This window comes from Paramicrobacterium chengjingii (assembly GCF_011751765.2).
Lineage (GTDB): Bacteria > Actinomycetota > Actinomycetes > Actinomycetales > Microbacteriaceae > Paramicrobacterium > Paramicrobacterium chengjingii.
Map to the genome: position 1 here is coordinate 1,075,320 of NZ_CP061169.1, position 23,593 is coordinate 1,098,912.

21 protein-coding genes are annotated in these 23,593 nt (G+C 62.5%); 12 read left to right on the forward strand and 9 right to left on the reverse strand.

Annotated features, from left to right (window positions below):
- Nucleotides 1-11: 11 nt before the first annotated feature.
- The 3 genes from HCR76_RS05175 to HCR76_RS05185 all read right to left on the reverse strand — a co-directional run bounded on the left by HCR76_RS05175 (nt 12) and on the right by HCR76_RS05185 (nt 2,905).
- Entirely contained in the window at nt 12-929 is a 918-nt protein-coding gene (locus HCR76_RS05175; RefSeq protein WP_166988858.1) for a CPBP family intramembrane glutamic endopeptidase, read from the reverse strand.
- A 96-nt stretch (nt 930-1,025) separates the two neighbouring features.
- Nucleotides 1,026-1,619, reverse strand: coding sequence for a CoA-binding protein (locus HCR76_RS05180; protein WP_434063576.1), 594 nt, complete (start codon nt 1,617-1,619; stop codon nt 1,026-1,028).
- Complete coding sequence (locus HCR76_RS05185; protein ID WP_166988860.1) at nt 1,616-2,905, reverse strand: O-acetylhomoserine aminocarboxypropyltransferase/cysteine synthase family protein; 1,290 nt, start codon at nt 2,903-2,905, stop codon at nt 1,616-1,618. Before HCR76_RS05185 ends, HCR76_RS05180 begins: the two co-directional genes overlap by 4 nt.
- A gap of 265 nt (nt 2,906-3,170) precedes the next feature.
- Here HCR76_RS05185 and HCR76_RS05190 point away from each other — a divergent pair, with 265 nt between their 5' ends.
- The 7 genes from HCR76_RS05190 (at nt 3,171) to HCR76_RS05220 (ending at nt 12,035) form a co-directional block, all read left to right on the forward strand.
- Nucleotides 3,171-4,202, forward strand: coding sequence for a LacI family DNA-binding transcriptional regulator (locus tag HCR76_RS05190; protein ID WP_166988862.1), 1,032 nt, complete (start codon nt 3,171-3,173; stop codon nt 4,200-4,202).
- 131 nt (nt 4,203-4,333) lie between these two features.
- Nucleotides 4,334-5,743 carry an aminopeptidase P family N-terminal domain-containing protein gene (locus tag HCR76_RS05195; protein WP_166988864.1) on the forward strand — a complete coding sequence of 470 codons (1,410 nt, stop codon included), beginning with the start codon at nt 4,334-4,336 and terminating at the stop codon, nt 5,741-5,743.
- Nucleotides 5,744-5,793: 50 nt separating this feature from the next.
- Nucleotides 5,794-7,302 carry a M81 family metallopeptidase gene (locus HCR76_RS05200; protein ID WP_280529498.1) on the forward strand — a complete coding sequence of 503 codons (1,509 nt, stop codon included), beginning with the start codon at nt 5,794-5,796 and terminating at the stop codon, nt 7,300-7,302.
- 57 nt (nt 7,303-7,359) lie between these two features.
- The gene (locus tag HCR76_RS05205; protein ID WP_166988868.1) at nt 7,360-8,718 is read left to right on the forward strand and encodes an ABC transporter substrate-binding protein; all 1,359 of its coding nucleotides are present in this window, start codon (nt 7,360-7,362) and stop codon (nt 8,716-8,718) included.
- Between the two features lie 25 nt (nt 8,719-8,743).
- Nucleotides 8,744-9,733: a carbohydrate ABC transporter permease gene (locus HCR76_RS05210; protein ID WP_198248147.1), complete on the forward strand. Its 990-nt coding sequence runs from the start codon at nt 8,744-8,746 to the stop codon at nt 9,731-9,733.
- Nucleotides 9,730-10,635, forward strand: a complete 906-nt coding sequence (locus HCR76_RS05215; protein ID WP_166988870.1) for a carbohydrate ABC transporter permease — start codon at nt 9,730-9,732, stop codon at nt 10,633-10,635. The genes HCR76_RS05210 and HCR76_RS05215 overlap by 4 nt, the downstream gene beginning before the upstream one ends.
- A gap of 152 nt (nt 10,636-10,787) precedes the next feature.
- Complete coding sequence (locus HCR76_RS05220; RefSeq protein ID WP_166988872.1) at nt 10,788-12,035, forward strand: CynX/NimT family MFS transporter; 1,248 nt, start codon at nt 10,788-10,790, stop codon at nt 12,033-12,035.
- On the opposite strand, the gene HCR76_RS05225 is transcribed toward HCR76_RS05220, so the two are convergent.
- The 3 genes from HCR76_RS05225 to HCR76_RS05235 form a co-directional block, all read right to left on the reverse strand.
- The gene (locus HCR76_RS05225; RefSeq protein ID WP_198248148.1) at nt 12,028-12,912 is read right to left on the reverse strand and encodes an aminoglycoside phosphotransferase family protein; all 885 of its coding nucleotides are present in this window, start codon (nt 12,910-12,912) and stop codon (nt 12,028-12,030) included. The two genes, HCR76_RS05220 and HCR76_RS05225, sit on opposite strands and share 8 nt — an antisense overlap.
- 153 nt (nt 12,913-13,065) lie before the next feature.
- The gene (locus tag HCR76_RS05230; RefSeq protein ID WP_166990270.1) at nt 13,066-14,040 is read right to left on the reverse strand and encodes a YeiH family protein; all 975 of its coding nucleotides are present in this window, start codon (nt 14,038-14,040) and stop codon (nt 13,066-13,068) included.
- Between the two features lie 109 nt (nt 14,041-14,149).
- Nucleotides 14,150-15,790 (reverse strand): dolichyl-phosphate-mannose--protein mannosyltransferase, encoded by a 1,641-nt coding sequence (locus HCR76_RS05235; protein ID WP_244971488.1) that lies wholly within the window; start codon nt 15,788-15,790, stop codon nt 14,150-14,152.
- Nucleotides 15,791-15,866: 76 nt separating this feature from the next.
- Here HCR76_RS05235 and rsmI point away from each other — a divergent pair, with 76 nt between their 5' ends.
- Nucleotides 15,867-16,682: a 16S rRNA (cytidine(1402)-2'-O)-methyltransferase gene (rsmI, locus tag HCR76_RS05240; protein WP_166988874.1), complete on the forward strand. Its 816-nt coding sequence runs from the start codon at nt 15,867-15,869 to the stop codon at nt 16,680-16,682.
- Nucleotides 16,683-16,798: 116 nt separating this feature from the next.
- Nucleotides 16,799-18,145 (forward strand): hypothetical protein, encoded by a 1,347-nt coding sequence (locus HCR76_RS05245; RefSeq protein WP_166988875.1) that lies wholly within the window; start codon nt 16,799-16,801, stop codon nt 18,143-18,145.
- Nucleotides 18,146-18,238: 93 nt separating this feature from the next.
- Here the strand turns inward: HCR76_RS05245 and HCR76_RS05250 are convergent, their stop codons facing one another.
- Complete coding sequence (locus HCR76_RS05250; RefSeq protein ID WP_166988877.1) at nt 18,239-19,351, reverse strand: FAD-dependent monooxygenase; 1,113 nt, start codon at nt 19,349-19,351, stop codon at nt 18,239-18,241.
- Complete coding sequence (locus HCR76_RS05255) at nt 19,348-19,869, reverse strand: ASCH domain-containing protein (protein ID WP_244971490.1); 522 nt, start codon at nt 19,867-19,869, stop codon at nt 19,348-19,350. The genes HCR76_RS05250 and HCR76_RS05255 overlap by 4 nt, the downstream gene beginning before the upstream one ends.
- Nucleotides 19,870-19,916: 47 nt before the next feature.
- Here HCR76_RS05255 and HCR76_RS05260 point away from each other — a divergent pair, with 47 nt between their 5' ends.
- Nucleotides 19,917-20,279, forward strand: coding sequence for a hypothetical protein (locus tag HCR76_RS05260; RefSeq protein WP_166988880.1), 363 nt, complete (start codon nt 19,917-19,919; stop codon nt 20,277-20,279).
- A gap of 26 nt (nt 20,280-20,305) precedes the next feature.
- Here HCR76_RS05260 and HCR76_RS05265 read toward each other — a convergent pair whose 3' ends face one another.
- Nucleotides 20,306-21,163, reverse strand: coding sequence for an aldo/keto reductase (locus HCR76_RS05265; RefSeq protein WP_166988882.1), 858 nt, complete (start codon nt 21,161-21,163; stop codon nt 20,306-20,308).
- 138 nt (nt 21,164-21,301) lie between these two features.
- Between HCR76_RS05265 and HCR76_RS05270 the strand changes: the two genes are divergently transcribed.
- Together HCR76_RS05270 and HCR76_RS05275 are read left to right on the forward strand one after the other, a co-directional pair.
- Nucleotides 21,302-23,119 (forward strand): thiamine pyrophosphate-requiring protein, encoded by a 1,818-nt coding sequence (locus HCR76_RS05270; protein WP_166988884.1) that lies wholly within the window; start codon nt 21,302-21,304, stop codon nt 23,117-23,119.
- Nucleotides 23,094-23,570, forward strand: coding sequence for a DUF6653 family protein (locus HCR76_RS05275; protein WP_198248149.1), 477 nt, complete (start codon nt 23,094-23,096; stop codon nt 23,568-23,570). The genes HCR76_RS05270 and HCR76_RS05275 overlap by 26 nt, the downstream gene beginning before the upstream one ends.
- Nucleotides 23,571-23,593 lie beyond the last annotated feature (23 nt).

Sequence of the window (23,593 nt, forward strand, 5' to 3'; positions counted from 1 at the left end):
CTCGTCACTGGTCAGGAACGTGCTGGTGAAGTGAGCTCCAGCTTACGACGCGGCTGCTTCAACAGTGCGAGCACGACAATCACGATGCCCATGGCGATCCAGCCGGGAGCGCCGAGCACCGTTGAGAACGCCGAGTCAAAGCCGGCGGGCAGCCAGAGGAAGGTGAGCGACGTGACCGAGTTGAGTGCCCCGTGTCCGACTGCCGCGGGCCAGACGTTGCCCGTCCAATACCGTGACCACTGCAGCAGCACCCCGACGCAGAGCGTGAAGCCGCACATCCAGAGCAGCCCTGTCACATCCGTGCGGTTGAAGTTGTAGCCGAGCAGGATGATCGGCGCGTGCCACAGCCCCCAGATCACGCCGATGATGCCGGCCGACTTCCAGAATCCGAGAGGTGCAAGTGCTGAGGTAAGAAATCCGCGCCAGCCCAGTTCTTCACCAAACGCGCTCACAGTGCTCATCAGAATCGTGAGCGGCAGCCACGCGAATGACACGGCCATGTATGCGGCAACTGTCGTGTCGTCGCCGAGTGCTGTTTGAAGGCTCGATGCCGACCAGTCAGGGGTCGTCCAGCCAAACAGGACGCCGATAAAGAACGCGCCGAATGCGAGCACGAGAAAGACGAGCGGCCAGCCGAGAAACAGCACGATGTTGCGCCAGGCCGGTCGGAATGGCACGAGACCGAGATAGCGGGCCTTCTTCGCGGGCCGCACCATTGTGAACGTCACGATGAGCGCGGCGATGCTTGGCGTGAACATCATGGCGCCGATGAGCAGCATGGCATTGGGGTCGGTGAGGCCATCGCCCAGCCAGAGCGGCAGCATGACGAGCCAGGCGAGGCCGCACGCCAGAATTGTGTACACGACGACTGCCGACCAAGGCACTCGTGTGTGCGACTGCGTGAGTTGTGTCTGCGTTGATGTATCCATGGTTCCGACGCTACGGAGACCGGATGCTGTAAGCATCCGCACCTGGACGGAACTTCGCTCTCATCCTCACGGGGGAGAACTGTGCAGTTTCTCGAGCTAGCGCAGCCCCTTTTTCGACGAGATCACTCCCGTGTCGAAGCCAAACAGGTTGAGCCTGCCGTGGAAGCGTGCATGCTCGATCTTGATGCAGCGATCCATCACCACGGTGAGGCCCTTCGCCTCGGCGTCGTACGCGGCATCCTCATTCCAAATGCCGAGCTGCACCCAGATCGTGCCGATTCCGGCTGCCTTCACCTCATTGACGACCTGCGGAATATCACTTGCCTTGCGGAATACGACGGCGATGTCTGGCGTCACAGGCAACGACGCAAGGTCGGGATAGGCCTTCTCGCCGAGAATCTCGTCGGCATTCGGATTGATGAAGTACAGCGTGTAATCGCTCGACTGCTGCAGGTAGGTGCCCACGAAGTAGCTCGCGCGGGCCGGATTCGTTGAGGCGCCGACGATTGCAACGGGCTTCGCCTGCCGCAGGATCGCGAGGCGCTCCTTGGCATCGGGCCCGATCCATGTGCGCTGCGATTTCAGCAGCTTCGCGAGCGGTGAATCGGCGGGCATCTCGCAGCTGAGGCCGTTTTGCAGGGTGACGACGTCTGTCTCTGCTTCTGCCGCTTCTTCTTGGGCCATGGTCATGCCTCCACTGCCTGGCTGAGCGCCTGATCGAGATCGTAGATGATGTCGGCCGCGTCTTCGATGCCGACGCTGAGCCTCACGAGTCCCGGCTGTACACCAGCATCCTCGAGTTGCTGTTCCGTGAGCTGTGCGTGCGTCGTCGATCCCGGGTGGATGATGAGCGTCTTGGTGTCGCCGATGTTCGCGACGTGGCTGGCGAGGTTGACCGACTCGATGAGTTTCTGCCCGCCCGCACGCCCGCCCTTCACCACGAAGCTGAACACCGAGCTCGGCCCGAGCGGCAGGTACTTCTTCGCGCGCTCGTGGTGCGGGTGGCTCTCGAGTCCCGCCCAAAACACGGCTTCAATGCGGTCATCTGCCTCGAGCCACGCCGCAACCGCGCCGGCGTTCTCAACGTGAGCGCTCATGCGGAACGGCAGCGTCTCGATGCCCTGCGCCAGCTGCTGCGCCGAGGTTGCCGAAAGTGCCGGCCCGATGTCGCGCAGCTGCTCGGCGCGCAGCCGCGTGAGAAACGCGTACTCGCCGAAGTTGCCGGCCCAGTGCAGCCCGCCGTACGTGTGCACGGGTTCGTGGAACAGCGGAAATTTCTCTCGGTCGTATGTGAATCTGCCCGACTCGACGACGAGTCCGCCCATGGTGGTGCCGTGGCCGCCCAGAAACTTGGTCGCCGAGTGCGTGACGATGTCGGCGCCCCACTCGATCGGACGGTTGAGGTAGGGGGTGGCGATGGTGGAGTCGATGATCAGCGGAACGTCGTGCGCGTGAGCGACGTCGGCGAGTCCCTCGATGTCGGCGATCTCGCCCGACGGGTTGGCGATGGTCTCGGCGAAGACGGCCTTCGTGCGGTCGGTGATCGCTGCGGCGTAGTCGGCCGGGTCGCTCGAGTGCACAAATGTGGTCTCGACGCCGAACCGGCGCAGTGTCACGTCGAGCTGAGTGATCGATCCGCCGTACAGGCTCGACGAGGCGACGATGTGGTCACCCGTTCCGACGAGGCTGGCGAACGTGATGTATTGAGCAGAGAGTCCGGATGCTGTCGCGACAGCGCCGAGCCCGCCCTCAAGGCTCGCCACCCGCTCTTCGAGGCTCGCCACCGTGGGGTTGGAGAGGCGGGCGTAGATATTGCCGTATTTCTGCAGGGCGAAGCGGGCAGCGGCATCCGCCGAGTCGTCAAAGACGAACGCCGTTGACTGGTAGACGGGAAGCGCCCGGGCGCCGGTTTCGGGGTCAGGGATGTTGCCCGCGTGGATTGCCCGCGTGCGAAAGCCGTACTCGCGATCTGCCATGGCTCGAGGCTACCGGGGCGGATGCGCTCGCTCGAACTCGCGCGTAATACGACGTCGCATTGTCCGTGGCCGCTTTCAAAATTGACAGCTGCGGACAATGTGCATCGGCACACCTGTCCACATTATCCGCAGCAATGCACATTGTGTTGGTAAGACCAGCCGCGACGCAATTTGCGCAATTAAGAACTAGACTTTAAGTGAAAGATCATGCAGTTGATACAGCCTAATTGGCGCATGACGGCGAGGCAGGTGAGGAGCCCGAGAATTGGCGAAGCGTAAAGCAACCCTGAATGATGTAGCTCACAAGGCTGGGGTCTCCGCCTCCACCGTGTCTCGGTACATGAAGGGCCAGTTGAACCTACGTCCCGACACCGAGCGCAAAATCGTTGACGCGATCAGCTCTGAAGGGTACGTGCGACCCTCCAGTCGGAGCAGGTCAGCGCAGAGCGAGTCGCCTGGCGGAACCATTGGCGTCGTCGTGCCCGAGGTTGGAAACGACTACTTCAGCCGCATCGCAGACAGAGTGGTTGCGGCCGCAGAATCGAACGGATACTCGGTCTTGGTAGCAAGTACCTCGAACAACTCGCGTCGGCAGCTTGATTACGTGCGATTGCTGACGAGCCTTGGAGTTGACGGGCTGGTCTACCTGGGAAACTACGCGTCGAACGCGGCTCTGGCCGCGGAGGTCGCGGCAGATTTTCCCGTGGTCGTCGTTGACGAGCAGCTGTCGGGAATCCCATCAGTCGACACGGTTCTCGTTGACGACTACGCGGGTGCGTATCAGGCGGTCACTTACCTCGGCTCCCTCGGACACGCGCGGATCGCCTTCGTCGGCGGGCCCGCGTGGCTGCACTCTGTGCAGGAGAGAATGCGGGGATGGCGTGATGCCTTGACGCGCTCTGGAGCGGATGCTGATGATCAGCTCGTTCTCAATGGCACCTTTAGCGAGGAGTTCGGAGCTGCGTCGCTCTCACATATCCTGGCCACGACGAGGAATCCGACGGCAGTATTCGCCGCGAGTGACACGATTGCGCTTGGGCTGATGGCAGCCGCGCGGAGGCTGGGGATGTCCGTCCCGAAGGATCTGTCGATCGTCGGATTCGACGACGTTCCGGCTGCGAGCCTTGTCACTCCGCGACTCACGACCGTTCACACGCCTGTTGGGCAGATGGCCTCGACTGCGGTCACGATGCTGATCGAGCGCCTCGACGGGTCCCGACGTGCCGCAACGTCTCGAGTGACGAGTGTCTCACTCGTTGTCGGGGAGTCGGCAGCGTCTCCTCAGGTCTCGATGTAGCTGACTCGAGCAGGGCGACCTCCAATTCGTAAGCAAGACTCTACGAAAGTATTGCGCAATTAGCGCAATCTTAGTAGCGTGTGGCACACACAACGCAAAGCAGCGTTGAGGGCATCTAACGAAGGAGTACCGTGACTGACTTGTCGGTGGCAGATCTTGGTGTAGAACTAACGGTGGTCGACAGGCCGAACATCTCGCTCCCGCGCGATCTGCCCGAGATCCCCGTCGAGGTGTATGAATCTCGCGTGGGAGCCGCGATGCGGCAGGCCAAAGAGCGTGGAATCGATGCGCTCGTCATCTATGGAGATCGCGAGCATTTCGCCAACACGTCGTATCTGACTGGATTCGACCCGCGTTACGAGGAGTCAATCCTCATTCTGGTGCCAGGGCGAAGGCCGCGGCTGCTTGTCGGTAATGAGTCCGTGAACTACGCGAACTCCACCTTGTACCCCACCGAGGTCATCCGATACTCGAAGCTCTCACTCGTGGGGCAGCCTGATCCAGACGACCTGGCGCTCTCCGATCTTCTCGCGGGTGCGGGCCTCGATTCCGTGTCGATCAAGACCGTCGGAATGGTCGGATGGAAGTACTTTGAGGGCAGCGGTGCCGATGACTACATCGATTCTCCTCACTACCTGACCCAGGAGGTGGGCGCACTTGTCGATCGCGTGGTCAACGCCTCAGGACTGTTCGTCGACCCCGACCACGGACTGAGATTCGATAACGAAGTGGAGCAGATTGCCTACTTCGAGTTCGCCGCAAGTCATGGATCCCAGGCAATGATTCGGATGCTTGAAGGTATTCGTCCCGGACTAACCGAACTCGAGGCCTCGGGCCTGATGGCCCCGATCTTAATGCCTTTCAACTATCATCCGACGATGCTCTCGGGGTACAGCCGGGCGAGTTTGGGCGTCGCGTCGCCGTCTAGTCGTGAGCTCGTGCTCGGCGACCCAGTCTCGGCGGGGATCGGATACTGGGGCTCGAACACTGCTCGCAGTGGGTTTCTCGCAGCGGCGGAGCAGGATTTGCCGGCAGATGCGAGGGACTACGTTGAGAAGCTGGTCGCGCCGTATTTCGCCACCGCTGCGGCGTGGTACGAGACCGTCCGCATCGGGCTCACCGCCGGTGAACTCTACGAAGTGACGGCATCTCGAATCGGTGACCCATGGTTTGGCGTGTTCCTCAACCCCGGGCACTTCATCCACCTTGACGAGTGGCCTGCCTCGCCCGTGAAGAAGGGGAGTCAAACTGTGCTGCGCTCGGGGAACGCGATTCAGTTAGACATCATCCCCGCGACCGGAACGCAGTACCACACGGCGCAGATCGAAGATGGCGTCGTGCTCGCCGACGAAGACCTCCGTGCACGTATTCGAGAGGCACATCCGCAGATGTGGGACAGAGTGCAGGCGCGCCGAGCAATGCTGGCGAACGTCTTCGGCATTCACATCCACGACGACGTGCTCCCGCTCTCAAACACAGCTGGCTACCTGCCTCCGTACTGGATGCGCCCAGACCTGGCGATGCGCAAGGTGCGCGCCTGACATCGGACGCGGCGGCGTGGACAAGGAGGTCTTTGATAGTGAGAATCGCAGTGTGCGGGATCTCGGTCGAATGCAGCACATTCAGCAGCCATGTGACTGAACTCGACGATTTCATCATCCGGCGTGGTGACGATGTGCTTGCTGGGATCGACACAGATGACTGGGCGCCTGGCGCAGAACTCGTTGGCACCATTGTCGCCACGGCCGGCGCGGGTGGTCCGATACGCCCCCAGGCGTTTGACGATATTGAGGCCGAGATGCTGTCGCGCCTGCGCGCTGCAGGGCACGTCGATGGTGTGTGGATACAGTTCCACGGGGCAATGTCTGTTGTCGGCCGCACTGGCGCCGAAGAACAGCTGTTACGGAAAGTCCGTGAGATCACGGGGCCCGATGCTGTCATCTCGGGATCGTTCGACACGCACGGAAATATGTCGCGAGAACTCGCAGGCATCATCGACCTCGCTGCATTCCACAGACACGCTCCTCATATCGACGCGGAGATTACTCGAGAACGTGCATTGAGAAATCTGGTGCGCGTCGTCGAGCGCGGGATGAAGCCGCATAAGGCATGGATCCACGTGCCGATCCTCCTTGCCGGAGAAGCCGCGATGACGTCCGTTGACCCCGGGGCCACGGTGTTCGGCGCGCAGCGGGATGTCATCCAGCGATACGATCTCATCGACGCAGCGATGTGTATCGGCTTTCTCTGGGCGGACGAAGAGCGGAACTCGGCGGCGGTGTTTACGACGTCTTGGGATGCTCAGGGCGCGGCGGCTGCGGCAGAGGAACTTGCTACCGAGTTTTGGCGGAGACGTGACGAGTTTCACATCGACGACCGCAATTCGGGCACGTTCGAGCAGGCGCTTGCGCACGTGTCCGGCAGCCGTGCGAAGCCGCTGTATATCTCGGACTCCGGCGACAATGTGACTGCCGGGGCCAGCGGAGACAGCACCTACGCGCTCTCGCGAATGCTGAGCAACCCTGCACTTCTCGGCCCTGGCGCACAGATTCTCTTTGCCGGGCTTTGGGATCCAGGTTCTGTCGCTGCTGCCATCGCGGCTGGTGAAGGGGAGACCATCTCCCGTGCGATCGGTGCCTGGAATGACACAACGCATGGCGACCCGGTGCATGGTGACTGGCTCATTCTCCGCGTCATTCCCGGCCCCTCGGGGGATGCTGAGGAAGCACTGCTACGCGGAAACGGCGTCGACCTTACGGTGCGCTTGAGTCGGACCCCGTTCGCGCATCCGAATGACCCAGCCTTTCCTTCAGATATGTTTGTCGGCCCAGTGCCGATCGAAACGGCCGGTTATGACGCGGTTGTCGTGAAGAACGGGTACTTGTTTCCGACCCAAGAGACAGATGCCGGTGGTCACTTCATGGCTCTCACGCCAGGCGGCACCGATCTCGTAATCGACCGTCTTAACTACTCGCATCGCCGCCGCCCGCTTCATCCGTGGGAGCACGATATCGATGCCCCGAACTCTGCCGAGATCATCCGCCCGCAGCTGGGCGACTTGGCGGAAGCACAAGCGCCCATGGCGCATCCGGCGCCCTAACGGCGCCATACCTCTCTACACCGGAACGAAATCAGAAGAGAATCGGAGTTGATCTCAATGAGGACGAAAAACCCGACACACATTCGCATCTTCAAAGTCGGAGCAGTGGTGGCATCCATTGCAATGCTGATGACCGCTTGCGCCTCCGCCGAGCAGGCGAAAGGCAAGCAGAGCGGTGGTGACGCCGAATATTACAAAGCGGCCGTTGCAGAAGCCAAAGCGATCGCAGACGGCAAAGATCTCAACAAGTCCCTGGAGATGGTCGGTCTGAACAGCGGTGGTGACGGGCAGGCGCTCCAGGAGCTTTATAAGGCTTTCACAGAGGGCACAGGGGTAAGCGTCAAGTACACAGGAGCCCCCGATGTCAACAACATCGTCCAGTCGCGATTGCAAGCGGGGAATCCACCCGACGTTGCCGATCTTTCGCTCGGGATCGGGCTCAGCTATGCGAAGGACGGCGACACAATCGACCTCAGCGATGCCTTCGGCGACGAACTGAACGAGAATTTCAGCGAAGAAGCACTCGAGAACACCTCGGTCGACGGAAAGGTCTTCGGCATCTACCAAGGGTTCAACAACTTCATGCTCTGGTATAACCCCGAGACGTATTCGGGACCGGAATCCCCAACGTCATGGGAGCAGATCAAGGACTGGACAACCGAGCAGGCAGACGAGGGCAATCCGGTCTGGTGTGCCGCGCAGAACGCGGGTGCACAAAGTGGGTTTCCCGGTGCGCAGTTTCTCGAGAATATCTTTCTGAAGAAGTACGGCCCCGAGCTCTATCGCGAGTGGGGCGAGGGGGGATTGCCCTGGACCAGCCCCGAAGTGAAGGACGCTTTCGAGGAGTTTGGCGCGATGATCGGCACGGATGACAACGTGGCTGGCGGCGTCTCAGGAATTCTTTCGACTCAGATTGCCACCGGATACAACGGACTCACCTCTGACCCGGCGAGCTGCCAGGCGATCCTCTGGGGCGCGTGGGTGCCTGGATATCTCGGCGACACGGTGAGGCCAGGTGAGAACCTCGACTTTTATCGAGTGCCTGCGACGAATGAGGAATTCGCTGACTACGAGCTGTTTCAATCCTCGGCAAGCGTCGGATTCACAGACAACGACACAACCAAGGCATTTCTGCAGTTCATCTCGTCAACTCCGGCACAAACGTACCTCGCATCGCTTGGGCGCTGGCCAGTGGCGAACAAAAACGTAGCGAGCGATGCGTACCCAACAACGATTCTGAAGAAAATCTCTGAAGAGTACTTCGGTTCAAGCGGGACAAAGCCGGCGATCGGTCCTAATGCGTTGGCCGACCCTGAAACGCAGAATGCTTACTGGAAGGGCGTCGTGACGTACTTGCAGAACCCGTCACAGCTGGATGACGTTCTCAAGACGATCCAAGCTGCGTCCGAAGAGTAATTGCAGATAGGTGCGAATTGGACGAATGCAGATGATGGATCTGATCGAGAACGTACCGCTACTGATCATCGTTGGCGCGATTGGGTTGCCCATCGCTGTCTACGTGATGCTCGGAGTCGGAGAGCGGATGCTTGCACTGCTCCCCGGCACCTTCGCAAAGAGCCTGAGACCCTGGGTGTGGCTTCTGATACCACTCGTGCTCATCGTGCTGATTCTGGTCTATCCGCTGGTCAGCACCGTGGTCACAGCCTTCTTTAGCCCAGATTCGTCAACATACGTCGGGATGGACAACTTCATCTGGTCGTTCACGGGCGAGATGGTTAGCGTCATCGGAAACAACCTCCTCTGGCTCGTGGTGTTCCCCGTTGTCACACTTGTTCTGGCGCTCCTGGCCGCTGTCTTTTTCGACAAGGTCAGGTACGAGAAGCTGGCGATGACGCTGGTCATTCTGCCAACTGCGATCTCGTTCACCGCAGGTGCAGTGATCTGGACGCACATGTATTCGTTCCAGCCGGCAGGTTCGACACAGGTCGGAACAGTTAACGCTGTTCTAACCGCACTTGTGCCGGGAGCAGAGCCGGTCCCGTGGCTGCAGACGCCGTTTGTCAACAACCTTGCGCTCATTGCGGTCGCAGTGTGGCTCTCGCTCGGCATCGCGACGCTGATCCTCTCGGCCGCGGTGAAGAATGTCGCCGGCGAGTTACTGGAGGCAGCGCGACTCGACGGAGCGGGGGAACTACGCGTCTTCTTTTCAATCACCCTTCGCAGCATCCTCCCTGCTGTGCTCGTCGTGATCACCACAGAAATCATTGCGGCGCTCAAGGTGTTTGACATCGTCTACGTCATGACGAATGGCAATTTGAACACGGATGTGATCGCGAACCGAATGTACAACGAACTGTTCGCTGCCAACGATCTTGGCCACGCAAGCGCGATTGCCGTCATTCTTCTCATCGCAGCTCTCCCTGTGGTGTTCATCAACGTGTTCCAATTCAGGGCGGAGGCGCACGCATGAGTTTCCGAACCTCGACGGCAACAGCCGAGATGGTGAACGCCAGGAAGAATCCAGAAGGTGCACGTCACTTTCATTGGACCTGGAACTGGCTCATTCACGTCGTTGTCGTCGTCTTCATCGTCAGCTGGTTCGTCCCGATCCTTGCGCTTCTGGTCTCGTCGCTCAGAACCCAAGACGACACAGCGACCTCAGGGTGGTGGATGGCCTTTATCGAGCCGCTCTTTACGATCTACAATTACGAGCTCGCGCTCGATGGTGCCGGGGTCGTTGGAAGCCTGACAACGTCGCTGGCAATCGCCGTTCCGACGACAATTCTGACGACGGTACTCTCGACGATCGGTGCGTACGCGCTGACTCGGATGAGCTTTCGAGGACGGGCTGCGCTCTCACTTCTGCTCGTTTCGCTGCTCGTGACCCCGCCGCAGATCACGCTCGTGCCTCTCCTTAAGGTCTACAACGAGATTGGATTGTCCGGCACCGTTCCGGGGATTTGGGTGTACCAGGTCGGATTCACCGTGCCGTTCGGAATTTTTCTGATTCGCGGATTCATCTCGAGCATCCCAAACGAATTATTCGAATCGGCGAGCGTCGATGGCGCGAGTCCTCTGCGGATGTTTCGGTCTATTGCGATCCCGCTGTCGATGCCTGTGATGGCTTCGCTCGCGATCATGCAGTTTCTCTGGTCGTGGAACGATCTTCTCGTGCCATTGATCTTTCTTGGGGGTTCGCAGCTTCCGAATCCGATCACCGTCGAGCTAGCGGGCATGGCGCAGCAGATATCTCAGGGGCAAGGAACGTTGCTCGCAACCACCTTTTTGTCGGTGGCGGTGCCTCTCATACTCGTTATCTCCTTGCAGCGCTACTTTGTGCGCGGAGTGCTCGGGGGTGCTGTCAAAGGCTGACGTCGTTGTGCTTATATGACAAAGATTGCTCTCAACACGACGAATGGGAGCCATCTATGACATTTGAATGGGCACGTGTGGGGCGGATGCTCCCAGGATTCCGCATCGTGGAGGTGCACGGCGCGGCAACGGAAAAACTATAGGCTTGAGCCATGACTTCTCGCGGCTCCTCCGGTGCAGATGGGGGAGCCGCGACGCCAGGCGGGGGAGGCGCTCGCCGCCTTCGACCCGGCTTCGTGATCATCGGCATCCTGCTTGTCGCGTCTAACCTCCGTGCCTCGATCACGGCTGTCGGCCCCGTTCTCGACCAGGCACGGGCCGGCGCCGACCTCTCGGCGATCGAAGCATCCGCCCTCATTAGTGTTCCGCTGCTCGCCTTCGCCGTGTTCTCACCCGTCATGCCGGGGATCGCCGTGCGGTTTGGGCTGGAGCGCACAATCGGAGGCTCGCTCATTCTGCTCGCCGCCGGAATCGTTGCGCGATCCATTCCTGGCGACCTCTTTCTCTGGGCCGGCACCCTCGCCCTCGGTGTTGCCATCGCCGCGATCAACGTGCTTCTGCCCTCGGTGCTCAAGCGCGACTTTCCGCGTGAGATCGGGCGGCTGACCGGAGTCTACTCAGCGGTGCAGTCGGCCTTCGCCGCCGTTGCGGCCGGCATCGCCGTGCCCATCGCGGGAATCTCCGACGACGGGTGGCGCATCGCGTACGGCGTTTGGGCCGGACTCGCTCTCATCGCGTTCGCCGTGTTTGCCCCACAGATGCGGCGGCCTGGTGCCGTGACTGTCGAACTGCGCGCCGTGCAGGTCGCTGAGGAGCCGCCGCGCGGGCGTTCGCCATGGACGCAGGCGCTCGCCTGGCAGGTGACTGTGTTCATGGGGCTGCAGTCCACCATCTTCTACGTCGTGATTACGTGGATGCCTGCGATCGAGCAGTCTGTCGGGATCGACGCGTTCACCGCGGGCTGGCACCAGAGCGCGTTTCAGGTGTTCGGCATCACCGGAACGTTGACGGCGGCATGGATGCTGCACAAGTGGCAGCGTGACCAGCGCATCGTTGTGTCGATCTACTCGCTGTCGTCACTGCTCGGCATCACCGGCGTCCTGGTGAATCCGCACATCACCCTGCTGTGGCTCGCGATGATCGGGTTTGCCCAGGGAGGCCTCATTGTGCTGGCGCTGGCGCTGTTTGGCTTGCGCACGAGCAACCACAGGGCAGCAGCGTCGCTCTCGGGCATGGCGCAGTCGATCGGCTACCTGCTTGCCGCGGTGGGGCCGCTGATGATCGGTGCGATCCACGGTGCCACAGGCGACTGGACTCTTCCACTCATCGTGCTGCTCGGAGTCATCGTTGTGCAGTTTGTCTGCGGTGTGCTCGCGAGCCGCAATCGAGTGCTCAGGTAGCCTCCGTGAGCACCTCGGCGATGACGTGGCGCGCGTTCGTCGCCAACGGAATGTTCGTCGCCTTGTAGTACGGCAATTGAACGAGAGCCTGAGCCAGAGCTCGCGCACGTGCCCGCAGCCACGTTGCGTCGTCGACAGTGCTTGCCGCACGCAATGCGGGGCGAGCAGCGGCCGGCAGGAGGTTCCACGCCACCTGCAGGTCAATGGCCGGATCCCCGACGCCGCACCACGAGAAGTCGATTACGGCATGCAGCCGCCCGTCCTGCATGAGCAGATTTCCTGGCGCCACATCGCTGTGCACCCACGTGGGCTCCACGTCGTGAGGCAACGTCAGCGCGTGCTCCCACACGGCCGTCACGGCATCCGCGTCGATCTCATCGCGCAGTGCCTCGATGTCACGTCTCACCTGGGGATCGCGCTTGCCGAGGGAGAGCCCGGTTGTCGGAGCACCCGTCGTGTCGATTGCGCGCATGGCTCGGGTGAACGCGCCAAGATCGCGGGCGAGGTCATGAGGATGCTGCAGCGCGCCGACTCGCGGACTGTCACCCTCGATCCACGTGAGCACGAGCCACGGATACGGGTAGCCGTGCCCGGGCTCGCCGAGTGCTGCCGGAGCGGGAACGGCAACGGGAAGCAGCGGTGCCACATGTTGAAGCCAGCGATGCTCACGAGCAGGGAGCTCTTCCATGCCGGGACGCCGTGGCATGCGCACGGTGAGCTCGTCGCCGAGGCGGAACATGGCGTTGTCGGTTCCCGATGAGGCGACCGGAACGACTGGCAGGTGAGACCACTGCGGATGCTGGTCGGCGATGAGCGCCGTCACCTGCGCAGCATCCGGAATCACCTCGTCGTCGTGCATGCGAGGGATCGTGCTCATACCGTGACGATACAGGCTCCCGAGGCCGCCGGGCGCAGCTTGGCAGCGTGCACAGCGGCGGGGATATCGTGACGGTGGTGGGCGAGATCCGCGTGATTGCGGGCTTCGGCACCAGCAGCGGCGACCGACGAGGCGAGGTCTCTGAAAACGTGCTCAGCCCAGCTGCACAGCGCCGAGCGCGAGCGCCGCGATGAGCACCCATGAAAGCAGGCCGACGGCGAGTGCGCGCCAGCCCGCCGTGAGTAGGCGTTTGAGGTCGACGGCAGTGCCCAGCCCGAAGAGGGCCATGGCGAGCAGAATCGTCTGCAGCACCTCGGCGCCACTCAGCACCGACTCGGGAAGCGGCACGAACGAGCGCACGAGGATCGCAACGATGAACCCGACGACAAACAGCGGAACAACCGGCGGCCGCTTCGCATCGCTGGCCGCTACCGCACGCTTGCGCTCGAAGGCCCCGGCGACGGCGACGATCGGCGCGAGCATCAGCACACGCGTGAGCTTAACCACAAGCGCGATAGCGAGCGCCGAACTGCCGGCGATCTGCGCCGTGGCGACAACCTGGCCCACATCGTGCACTCCCGCGCCGACCCAGTGGCCGAACTGCTCGTTCGACAGACCGAGGGGGCCCCACAGCGCAGGAAGCACGAAGATCGCGAGCGTTCCGCAGAGCGTCACAAGAGCGACCGGATGCGCCTGCTCGCTGCGCTTGGCTCCGACGACGCCCGACATCGCGCCGATCGCGCTGGCCCCGCAGATCGAGAAACCCGTGGCCATGAGCAGCGGCTCATGCCCGGGCAGCTTGAAGAGCCGCCCCAGACCGTAGGTACCGGCAAACGTGATGAGCACGATGGCGATAGTGGTCAGCAGGGTCGTCCACCCGAGACCCGCGATGTCGATGAGACTGAGCTTGAGCCCGAGCAGCACAACACCGGCGCGCATGAGCTTCTTCGACGAGAACGCGAGTCCCGGTGCGAAAACGCCGCGGATCAGGCTCTGCGTTCCCGGCAGCTGAGCGAAGAGGATGCCCAGAGCGACGCACGCTGTGAGAAGTGGAACCTCCGGCACGCCCGCGGCGATGCCCCACGACACGAGAGCCGCGGCCCCGCACGCGGCGATGCCCGGCAGCATCCGAACCGTGCTTTTCACGGTGACTGTGCTCACGGCTCTCCTCTATTCACGCCCATCGCCATATTCTCGCCCGACGTCAGGGTAATCCTGCTCAGACTGGGCGAGCCAATCAGATCCAACTTTGCAACCAGTAATGCAGCCCGACAAACCACGTGGGAACGGGCGTCGCCGTCCAGAGCGGATACCAGAACGCCGTGAGCAACAGACAGAATGTGCCGAAGACGCCTACGGTCAGGATGCCGCTCTTTCGCCGATCCGGAGGGTCGCCTGGTTTGCCGAGCACGAGGCCGATCACAAGCGTCAGCGCCAGGATCAGGTATGGCTCGAACGCAATCGAATAGAACTGGAAGACTGTGCGCTCGGTGTAGAGAAGCCATGGAAGGTACCCGCCGACGAACCCCATGAGAACGAGACCGATCGTCCAGTCGCGCTTCAGCACGAGACGCACGACGAGGTAGACGGCCGCTGCGGCGCCCGCCCACCAGATGAGCGGGTTTGCAATCGAGGTGATGTCTGACACGCGGTCGCCGGTGCAGCCCCCGGTTCCCTCGGGAACGCCCTCGTACCACATGGCGACGGGCCGCAGCATGAGCAGCCACGACCAGGGGTTCGACTGATACGGGTGCGGCGTCGAGAGCCCGACATGAAATTCGTACATCGACTGGTGGTAGGTGACAAGGCTCTGCACGGCGAGCGGAACCCACGAGAAGGCGCCCGTCCACGCGTTGCCTTCCGTCGCGGCAAACTGCCGATCGTAGCCGCCGTCAGTGACGAACCAGCCAGTCCAGCTCACGACGTAGACGACGAGTGCTACGGGTACGAGCAGCAGAAACGTGGCGGGGCCCTGCTTGAGAATCGCTGCCGATGCCCAGAACGGAACCCCCGCACGACGGCGCGCAAGAGCATCCACCACCACAAGATAGAGGCCGAACGCGGCAAGAAAATAGAGCCCTGACCATTTCGTCGCCGTGCACAGACCGAAGAACACGCCGGCTGCGATCACCCACGGCCTTGCCCAGATTGCCGGGCCCCAGGTGAGAGGGCGACCGGATGCCGCGCGCGCGGCGAGGGCTGAAGCTAGACGCCGTTCGTGCCATCGTCGATCGAGGAGCACGCACGCGAAACCACACAGTGCGAAGAACATCACGTAGCTGTCAAGCAGGGCGACGCGCGACATGACGATTGCGTGACCGTCGATGGCGAGCAGCCCTCCCGCAATCACTCCGAGGAGCTTCGATTGGAACAGTTGGCGAGCAATGAGGGTGACGAGCAACACGGCGAGCACCCCGACGAGTGCTGTCGAGATGCGCCACCCGATGCTCGAATCGGCGCCGAAGACTGCCATCCCCGCGCCGATCAGCCACTTGGCGAACGGCGGATGCACGACGTACGAACCGACCGTGCCGAAGATATCGGTGTGCCCCGAGGCGAATTGTTCGTCGGCGTTATCTGGCCAGGTTGTTGAGTAGCCGTTGTTCCACTGCGACCAGGCGTCTTTCACATAGAAGGTCTCGTCGAAGACGAGCATGTGCGGGTTGCCGATGTTCCACAGGCGCAGCACGGCGGCGAGAAGCGTGACGAATGCCGGGCCACCCCAGCTCCAGATTCGCTGGCGAACGTGTGTCGACAGCATCCGTCCCCACCATCGATCGATGCGTGAGATGTCGCTGCTCTCGGCCGTCGTGCCGTCAACTCCGCGTATGACGGCGTCGAATGACGCGTCGCTCCCCAAAGTTTCTCTGTCTGGCACCCTGCCATGCTAGCGAGCAGTCGGCTGAGTACTTCGGGCGACGCTCTCACGTATGCCTCGATGGCAGACTGTCAGCATGATCATTCTCGCGGCCACACCGATCGGCAATCTTGGCGACGCGTCTGCTCGGCTCGTCGAGACACTGAGTGCGGCCAGTTTCGTTGCTGCCGAAGACACGCGGTCAACCGTGCGACTTCTCGCTGGTCTTGGCATCGAGAACCGGCCGCAGATTGTCGCTCTTCACGATCATAACGAGCGCGAGAAGGCAGCTGAACTCGTGGAGCGAGCACGTGAAAGCGACGTCGTCGTGATGAGCGATGCCGGAATGCCCACAGTGTCTGATCCGGGCTACCACCTCGTGCAGGCGGCGATCGCCGCCGACGTCGATGTGACGGTGATTCCCGGGCCAAGCGCCGTCGTCACTGCGCTTGCCCTGTCGGGCATGCCCACAGACAGGTTCACGTTCGAGGGATTTTTGCCGCGCAAACCGTCTGAGCGCCGAAAAACTCTGCGCGCATTGGCTGATGAGCGCCGCACGATGGTGTTCTTCGAATCGCCGCAGCGCATTGCCTCGGCGCTCGATGATGTGGCGTCAGAGCTCGGTGACGATCGCAGCGTCGCTGTCTGCCGCGAGCTGACGAAGATGTTCGAGCAGGTCAAGCGCGGTGCAGCGGCAGACGTCGCGGCGTGGGCTGCGGACGGCGTGAAAGGCGAGATCGTTCTCGTGATTCATGGTGCGGAAGCAGCATCCTTTTCACTTGGCGACGGCCTCGCCAGGGTTACCGAGCGGGTGGCGGCGGGGGAGCGGCTGAAGGATGCTGCTGCGGCGGTCGCTTCAGAGACGGGGCTCGGCAAGCGCGACCTCTACCAGGCAGCGCTCGACGCGCGATAGCGGGCAGCATGCTGCCGGGCCGCCGTGCCTATACCCCGAAGAGGGGGTCGCGGCGAGCTCTGCCTCTGTGCGCAGAATAGACAGTTGCGCTTTCTGGCGATCGAAGGGGACGACCTGTGACTGTTGCACCACCAAGAATCCGTGTTCTCAGGGTACTCAGTGCGGGTCTCGTAGCGGGCGCGCTGGTTGCCTCTCCGGCACTTGTCAGCGCAGAACCTGCTCAGGCGGCTCCCGAGCGAACAGCATGGACAGCGTCAGGCCCTTCCGACAGTTTCACGCTCGATTCGAACGGCACTGCAGCACCCGCGCAATTCTCATACGACCTCGAGCCCGCTGGTCAGGAACAGCTGCGTACCTGGTCGATGATGACTACGGCGACTCAAGACAGCACAGTGACCGCCGAGTACGAGTGGGTGGGAAATCACGCGTGGTGCGACGCTGTGACGCTACTTGACCAGGTGATTGTCTCCGGCAACGATCGCACGACGACATCCGTCATTGCGGAAGGGCCGAATTGCCAAGCCCTGCCTCCCAACGGAAGCTTTACGTACTCCGGCACCGTGACGTTCGATGTTTCCGCCGGAGACAGCTACGGCTTTGAACTCAGCGGCCAGAACAGGGATTCCAACAACTTCTTACGAGGCACGTTGCGGATCGGCATCCCCGATCTTCCGGAATCGCAGGTGATCACGTTCCCCGAGATCGCTGATACGCGTCTTGACGCGGGTCCTGTCGCTTTACAAGCAACCGCGAGTTCTGAGCTCCCCGTCAGCTATGCCAGCACAACACCGGCAACATGTTCAGCCGAAGAAAGCGCTGTCACCCTGCTCGCGGTTGGTACCTGCAGTGTCGAAGCGACACAAGATAGTGCTCCGTTCGAGTTTGATCCTGCTCCGGTGCAGACACGGTCGTTTGAGATCCTCCCGGTCACGACGCAGTTCAGCGTGGGCGCGACCGGGAAAGCGGCGATCGGAGACAGCATCGTCGGATCGGCGACGGTGACGCCCGCGTCATCGGGGCAGGTGCAGTTCGCCGTCTACAGCGACGAACTCTGCCAGACGGAGCCGGTGTTCACATCGACCGCTCCGCTCTCCGACGACGGAACTGCGGAGTCGGATGAGTTCTTCCCGGAAGACGCGGGAACCCTGTTCTGGCTCATCTCCTACGAAGGTGATGTTCCATCGACATCCGTCGAGTCCCCCTGTGGCGACCTTCAGACCGTCGTGACTGCTGCAGAGATCCCGGTGACGCCCGCACCGACAGAATCGGCGACCCCGCCCTCTGCAACGCCAGACAACCCGTCGACGGGCGAACAGAACACAGTCAACGCCGAGTCGGAGCTCCCGAGAACGGGTGCCGAGGGAGCAGGAATCGCCGCCGCACTTGCGTTCGCCCTGCTGGCGTCCGGACTTGTGCTGCTGATGACACGAGTTGTCGCCCGGATGCGTGCGCGTCGACGCTGACGCGACGTCGCTGCGGGTGCAGGTTGGCGCAGTGAAGACACCGATTCTGTAGCCCGCCGACCTCGCTCGGGAGGCGCCAGCCGTTCGTCAGCGCTACCGACGACGCCCCGACACGAGAGCCAGCCCGGAGTTCCGCAGCCACAAGCCAAGTCGACTCGTAGGCACCAGAAAGTGAGAGCTGGCACCGGCAAAACGCTGCAGAGCGCGCAGCCGCCGGCGATGGACAGCCTCGTAGGAGGTAAAGGCAGCAGCATGGTCGTTCGGATGCGCGGCGAGGGCATCAGAGAGCGTCTTCGCCGCCACAATGGCGCTGCTCGACCCCTCACCTAGAAGAGAGATGCAGTTGGCGGCGTCGCCCAGCAATCCGATTCGGCCACGCGACCACGACGGCATGGCAATACGCGTGACCTCATCGAAATACACGTCGTCTGATGCACACCATTCCGCGACTGCCTCGTTGGTCTGCCAGCCCTGGTCGGAGTATGCCGAGGTGACGAGGTGCTTTCGGGCCTCAGCGTCGTGCCTGTCGTATCGATCTCTGCTGCGGAAGATGAAGGCGGCGAGAGGATCCCCGCCTGCCGCGTGCACAGACAAGGAGATGTTCGGCCGATTGAACATCATCACCTCAGAAGCATCGCCGCCCTCGAGCGTCGTGCGCATCGTCCCGACAAACATGCCGAACGGCCGAGAAAAGCTCCCTCCGGGCCCGAACACGAGCCGACGAACGTTCGAGTGCAGTCCGTCAGCACCGAGAACAATGTCAAAACGTCGACTGCGTCCCGAGGTGAAATCGACATCGACGCCACCAACATCCTGACCGATGCCGGAAATCGAGTCACTGACGATCAGCTCAGCATCGGTCGTCGCCGCTTGCAGAAGCACCGAGGCAAGCGTCGCCCGGGCAACCTCGACCTCCTTCTGTGGGTCGGGCGTCGTTCGCGTGGTGACAGTCGCTCGACGTCTGCCCTGCGCGTCCACGATCACGAGGCTGTTCACTCCCGTTGCGAACCGCTGAATCTCTGGCCACAGCCCCATCTGGTGCACAATCGACGCTGCCTGGCCGCGCACATCGATGGGATTGCCGCTTGAGCGAATCTGCGCGGCCTTCTCAACGATCGTGACGTTCCACCCCGATCGGCTGAGCCAGAACGCGGCGGTGGCACCGGCAATCCCGGCCCCGGAGATCAGGATGGACTTCTGCGTCATGACTGCAACGGAACCGCGTTGGCGACCTCGGGAGGCCACACGACGGCGAAGCGCTCAAGAATCAGTTCGTCGTTTTCGCTGAACGTTGATCCGCGGGCGGCACACATGCGACTGAAGAAGCGCCAGTGCTCGCGTCGCCACGACTCGAGCGTCCGGTCATCTTCACCCTCGTCGTGCGCGAACTGTGCTTCTACAGCGGCGAACGGTGCCACTCGCAGCTCGACGATGCGGCGAATCGCCCGGGGGACGCCGCTGCCATCGCACGAGATCCAATGTGAGCCGATCGTGGGGAACGGCTCGTCGTCGACGCGGTATTCGGCGGCGTGCGATGACGTCGCGCGCTTCCGGCCATCGAGAATCAGACCGAGCAGCTCGTCAGCCATCTCGGCCGAGTCGCCAAACTGCTCAGCCTCGTAGGTGCCGAACAGCTGGGCAACGACAGGATTCGCTGCGGCATAGTCGCGCCACATGGCGATCGCAGCATCCGTATCGATCGGGGTCATCGGAGTCGTTTCCACGGCTCCGAGCCTAGCCGTGATGCGGACAGGCGGCGTATCGTAACGCCATGTCGACTTCGCGCACACGATCATTCATCGCCGGAGTGCTTGTTGCAAACAGCGCACCGCACCTTGCCACCGCTGCCGCCGGCCGGCAGCACCTCACGCCCTTGGGAGGCCGGCAGTCCGGACCCGGCATCAACGCGATCTGGGGTGCGCTGAACCTCGCCGCTGGGGTCGCCCTACTCGCGAAGGGCCGACGCGGAGCGGGTGCTCAGCGGGGCGCGGCGTCAGCGCGCTGGACCGACGATCTGCCGAGCTTTGAAACGGGTTACCTGGTGTTCGCCGCCTGGATGGCCATCTCTGAACGCCTCATGAAGACGAACCACGGCACGAGCGGCAGACAGAATCGAGCACAGCGACGTCGGTGATTACGCTGAGAGCGCGACGAACGCGGTCAGCATCCGAGGTTGGCCAGCTGCTCGTTACTGAGCTTGAGGTCCGCGGCCTTCGCCGAGTCGATGATCGACGGCGGTCTGCTGGCTCCCGGAATCGGCACGACGACGTCGGCAAGCGAGAGCTCCCACGCCAGCGCAACCTGCTGCGGGCTCACCTCGAGCTCGGCAGCCACGTCGCCGAACGCCGAGTGGTCTTCCGCCAAGTCGCTCGCCCGGTGGATGCCGCCTAACGGACTCCACGGCAGAAATGCCAGCCCGAGTTCGGCGCACAGGTCAAGCTCTGCGCGGCTGTCGGTGTGCGCGGGCGAGAACTGATTCTGCACCGAGACGAGATCGTCACCCAGGATGCTGTGAGCCTCACGGATCTGATCGGTATCAGCGTTGGAGATACCCGCATGCACGATCACGCCCTCCTGCACCAGATTTTTCAGCGCGCCGATCGATTCGGCATACGGAACATCCGGGTCCGGGCGGTGAAACTGATAGAGGCCGATCGCGTCGACGCCCAAGCGCGCGGCTGACTGTTTCGCAGCATCCGTGAGGTAACCGGGTGTCCCTCCGCGCGTCCATGGACCCGGATCTGCGTAGATCAGGCCGCCCTTGGTCGCGACGAGGACGGACGACGAATCACCGCCGTAGCTGGCGAGCGCCTCAGCGATGAGCTCTTCGTTGTGCCCCTGGCCATCACTGGGGGCGGTGTAGGCGTCGGCCGTGTCGATGAGAGTGACGCCGGCGTCAAGCGCGGCGTGAATCGTGGCGATCGATGTCGCGCGGTCTTTGCGCCCGGGAATCGACATCGGCATTCCGCCGAGGCCGACCGCGCTGACAGAGAAGGATCCGATTCGTCGTTGTCTCATGGTGCGAGCCTACGCCGCAGCATCCGGTGGTTCTTGACCCCGGGCACGGCACGCGTTGTACTGAGGCTGTAGGGTCGGGCGTTGCCGCCCGGTCGTGCCACGGTCGTCCGTGACCGCGCCGAACGCGAGGAGGAACGCATGTCGACAGTGAGCGACTTCATTATTCAGCGGATCCGCGAGTGGGGAGTGTCGCGCGTCTTCGGGTACCCGGGCGATGGGATCGGCGAGTTTGACGGAGCTCTCGGAGCAGCCGAGCGCGACGGCGACGGCCTCGAGTACATTCGCCCGACGCACGAGGAGATCTGTGCGCTCATGGCCACGGCGCACGCCAAATTCACGGGCGAGGTCGGTGTGTGCGTCTCGACGTCGAGCCCCGGCGCCTTCCACATGATGAACGGTCTCTACGACGCGAAGATGGACAATCAGCCCGTCGTCGCAATCGTCGGCCAGCAGGGGCTGAACTCGCTTGGCACGGGCAGCCAGCAGGAGAGCAATCTTGAGCGCGCGCTGGCCGACGTCGCCGAGTACGTGCAGACCGTCGTGTCGCCCGAGCAGGCGCAAGCCGTCATCGACACCGCGTTTCGCACCGCTCGCACTCGGCTGGGGCCGACGGCCGTGATCCTGCCGCACGACGTGCAGGGAATGACGATGCCGGATCTGTCGCCTGAGAGTTGGGTGTCGCGCTCAAGCGCTGTGGCCCCGTCGACGCGCGTGACGCCGCCCGAGACCGACATCGTGCGGGCCGCCGAGGTGATCAACGCGGGATCGAAGGTGACATTCCTCGTCGGGCACGGAGCGAACGGCGCAACGGACGAGGTGCTCGAGGCGGCACGGCTCGCGGGCGCCGGCATCATCACGAGCCTGCGCGGCAAACAGGTCGTCCCGGCCGATGTGCCGCATCACACGCAGCAGCTCGGTCTTCTCGGCTCGCTCGCCAGCTACACGCAGATCAAGAACTGCGACACCCTCGTGCTGCTGGGAACGAACTACCCGTACGGGCAGTTCCTGCCGAAGAGCGGCCAGGCTCGCTCCGTGCAGGTGGATCTCAAACCCGAGCACACGGGCCTTCGGTACCCGATCGAGGTCGCTCTGTGGGGTGACGTGAAAGAGACACTCACAGCGCTCATTCCGCATCTTGAGGAGACGACGGATCTCTCGTGGCAGAACTCCGCCGCCGAGGACATGCGCGACTGGGAACACGAGATGGAAGCTCAGGCGAATGTCCGATATTCGGATGGCGTCAACCCCCGTGCCGTCTTCCACGAGCTCAATAGGCGTCTGCCCGCTGAGGCGATCGTGACAGCGGATGCGGGGACGACGGCCGACTGGTACGGCCATCACATCCGCCTGCAGCGCGGCATGACGGGCGACCTGTCCGGGCGGTTGGCGACGATGCTCGCCGCCATGCCGTATGCGGTCGCGGCAAAGTTCGCACATCCGACGCGCCCGGTGATCTGCACGATCGGCGACGGCGCGTTCCAGATGCTCGGCATGAACGAGTTGATCACCGTCAAGAAGTACCTGTCGCGCTGGGAAAATCCGCAGCTGATCATCCTCGTCGTGCACAACGACGACCTCGGGCAGGTGTCGTGGGAGATGCGCACCGAAGACGGCAACCCGCTGTGGCGCACGTCGCAAGATGTCGAGTCGGTCGACTATGCGGGGTGGGCCGAGCTGCTGGGCTTCACCGGCATCCGGGTTCACAGTGATGAGGACGTCGCCGGCGCCTGGGACCGCGCGTTCGCGACACGCGGCGTCACGCTCATCGACGCATACGTGAGCCGTAACGTGCCGCCGCTGCCGCCGCACATCACGTTTGAGTTCGCGAAGAATACGGGGGAGGCTCTTCTGAAGAAGGACCCGTTCGCAAAGGATGTTATTCGCGACTCGGCTGAGGCGATGGTGACTGAGGGCGTCGAGCGGATCAAGAATGCGTTTACGAAGAACAACGGCTAACGTACGAGGCGTCGTCTCACAGGTGAGGCGCGCCGTGTTCGCCCGGCACAGTCATCCGCTCAGTGCCTGGTCCCGACTGGCGACGATGCCGCTTGTGCTGGTTCCCTTCTGGACGCGGACGTGGTCACACGCCGTGTTCATCGCCGTGTGGTTCCTTGTGAATCCTGTGATGTTCGGTCGCCCGCGCAGCACGCGCTCGTTTGCGTCACGAGCCATGTTCGGCGAGGAGATCTGGATGACCGAGAAGCGTCGCGACGCTGCACTCGCGATCGACGCCCTCGCGAGCGGCTTGACCGTCGGTGCCGCTGTCGCGGCATGGAAGCGTAGGCCGGTCGTCGCGGCAGTCAGCATCAGTCTCAGCATGGCAGTCATCCTCGAGTATTGGCGTCGTGTTGCCGATATCTACGACGATTCGCGTATGGAAAAGGACGAGGCGAACATCTCGGCATAAGATCGACCGTTGTGACCGCTGTC

Bases quoted from the DNA above. Each gene is read 5' to 3' on its own strand.
- HCR76_RS05175 (WP_166988858.1), bottom strand. From the start codon at position 929: ATGGATACATCAACGCAGACACAACTCACGCAGTCGCACACACGAGTG.
- HCR76_RS05180 (WP_434063576.1), bottom strand. From the start codon at position 1,619: ATGACCATGGCCCAAGAAGAAGCGGCAGAAGCAGAGACAGACGTCGTC.
- HCR76_RS05185 (WP_166988860.1), bottom strand. From the start codon at position 2,905: ATGGCAGATCGCGAGTACGGCTTTCGCACGCGGGCAATCCACGCGGGC.
- HCR76_RS05205 (WP_166988868.1), top strand. From the start codon at position 7,360: ATGAGGACGAAAAACCCGACACACATTCGCATCTTCAAAGTCGGAGCA.
- HCR76_RS05210 (WP_198248147.1), top strand. From the start codon at position 8,744: ATGCAGATGATGGATCTGATCGAGAACGTACCGCTACTGATCATCGTT.
- HCR76_RS05215 (WP_166988870.1), top strand. From the start codon at position 9,730: ATGAGTTTCCGAACCTCGACGGCAACAGCCGAGATGGTGAACGCCAGG.
- HCR76_RS05220 (WP_166988872.1), top strand. From the start codon at position 10,788: ATGACTTCTCGCGGCTCCTCCGGTGCAGATGGGGGAGCCGCGACGCCA.
- HCR76_RS05225 (WP_198248148.1), bottom strand. From the start codon at position 12,912: ATGAGCACGATCCCTCGCATGCACGACGACGAGGTGATTCCGGATGCT.
- HCR76_RS05230 (WP_166990270.1), bottom strand. From the start codon at position 14,040: ATGCTGCCGGGCATCGCCGCGTGCGGGGCCGCGGCTCTCGTGTCGTGG.
- rsmI (WP_166988874.1), top strand. From the start codon at position 15,867: ATGATCATTCTCGCGGCCACACCGATCGGCAATCTTGGCGACGCGTCT.
- HCR76_RS05250 (WP_166988877.1), bottom strand. From the start codon at position 19,351: ATGACGCAGAAGTCCATCCTGATCTCCGGGGCCGGGATTGCCGGTGCC.
- HCR76_RS05260 (WP_166988880.1), top strand. From the start codon at position 19,917: ATGTCGACTTCGCGCACACGATCATTCATCGCCGGAGTGCTTGTTGCA.
- HCR76_RS05265 (WP_166988882.1), bottom strand. From the start codon at position 21,163: ATGAGACAACGACGAATCGGATCCTTCTCTGTCAGCGCGGTCGGCCTC.
- HCR76_RS05270 (WP_166988884.1), top strand. From the start codon at position 21,302: ATGTCGACAGTGAGCGACTTCATTATTCAGCGGATCCGCGAGTGGGGA.
- HCR76_RS05275 (WP_198248149.1), top strand. From the start codon at position 23,094: ATGCGTTTACGAAGAACAACGGCTAACGTACGAGGCGTCGTCTCACAG.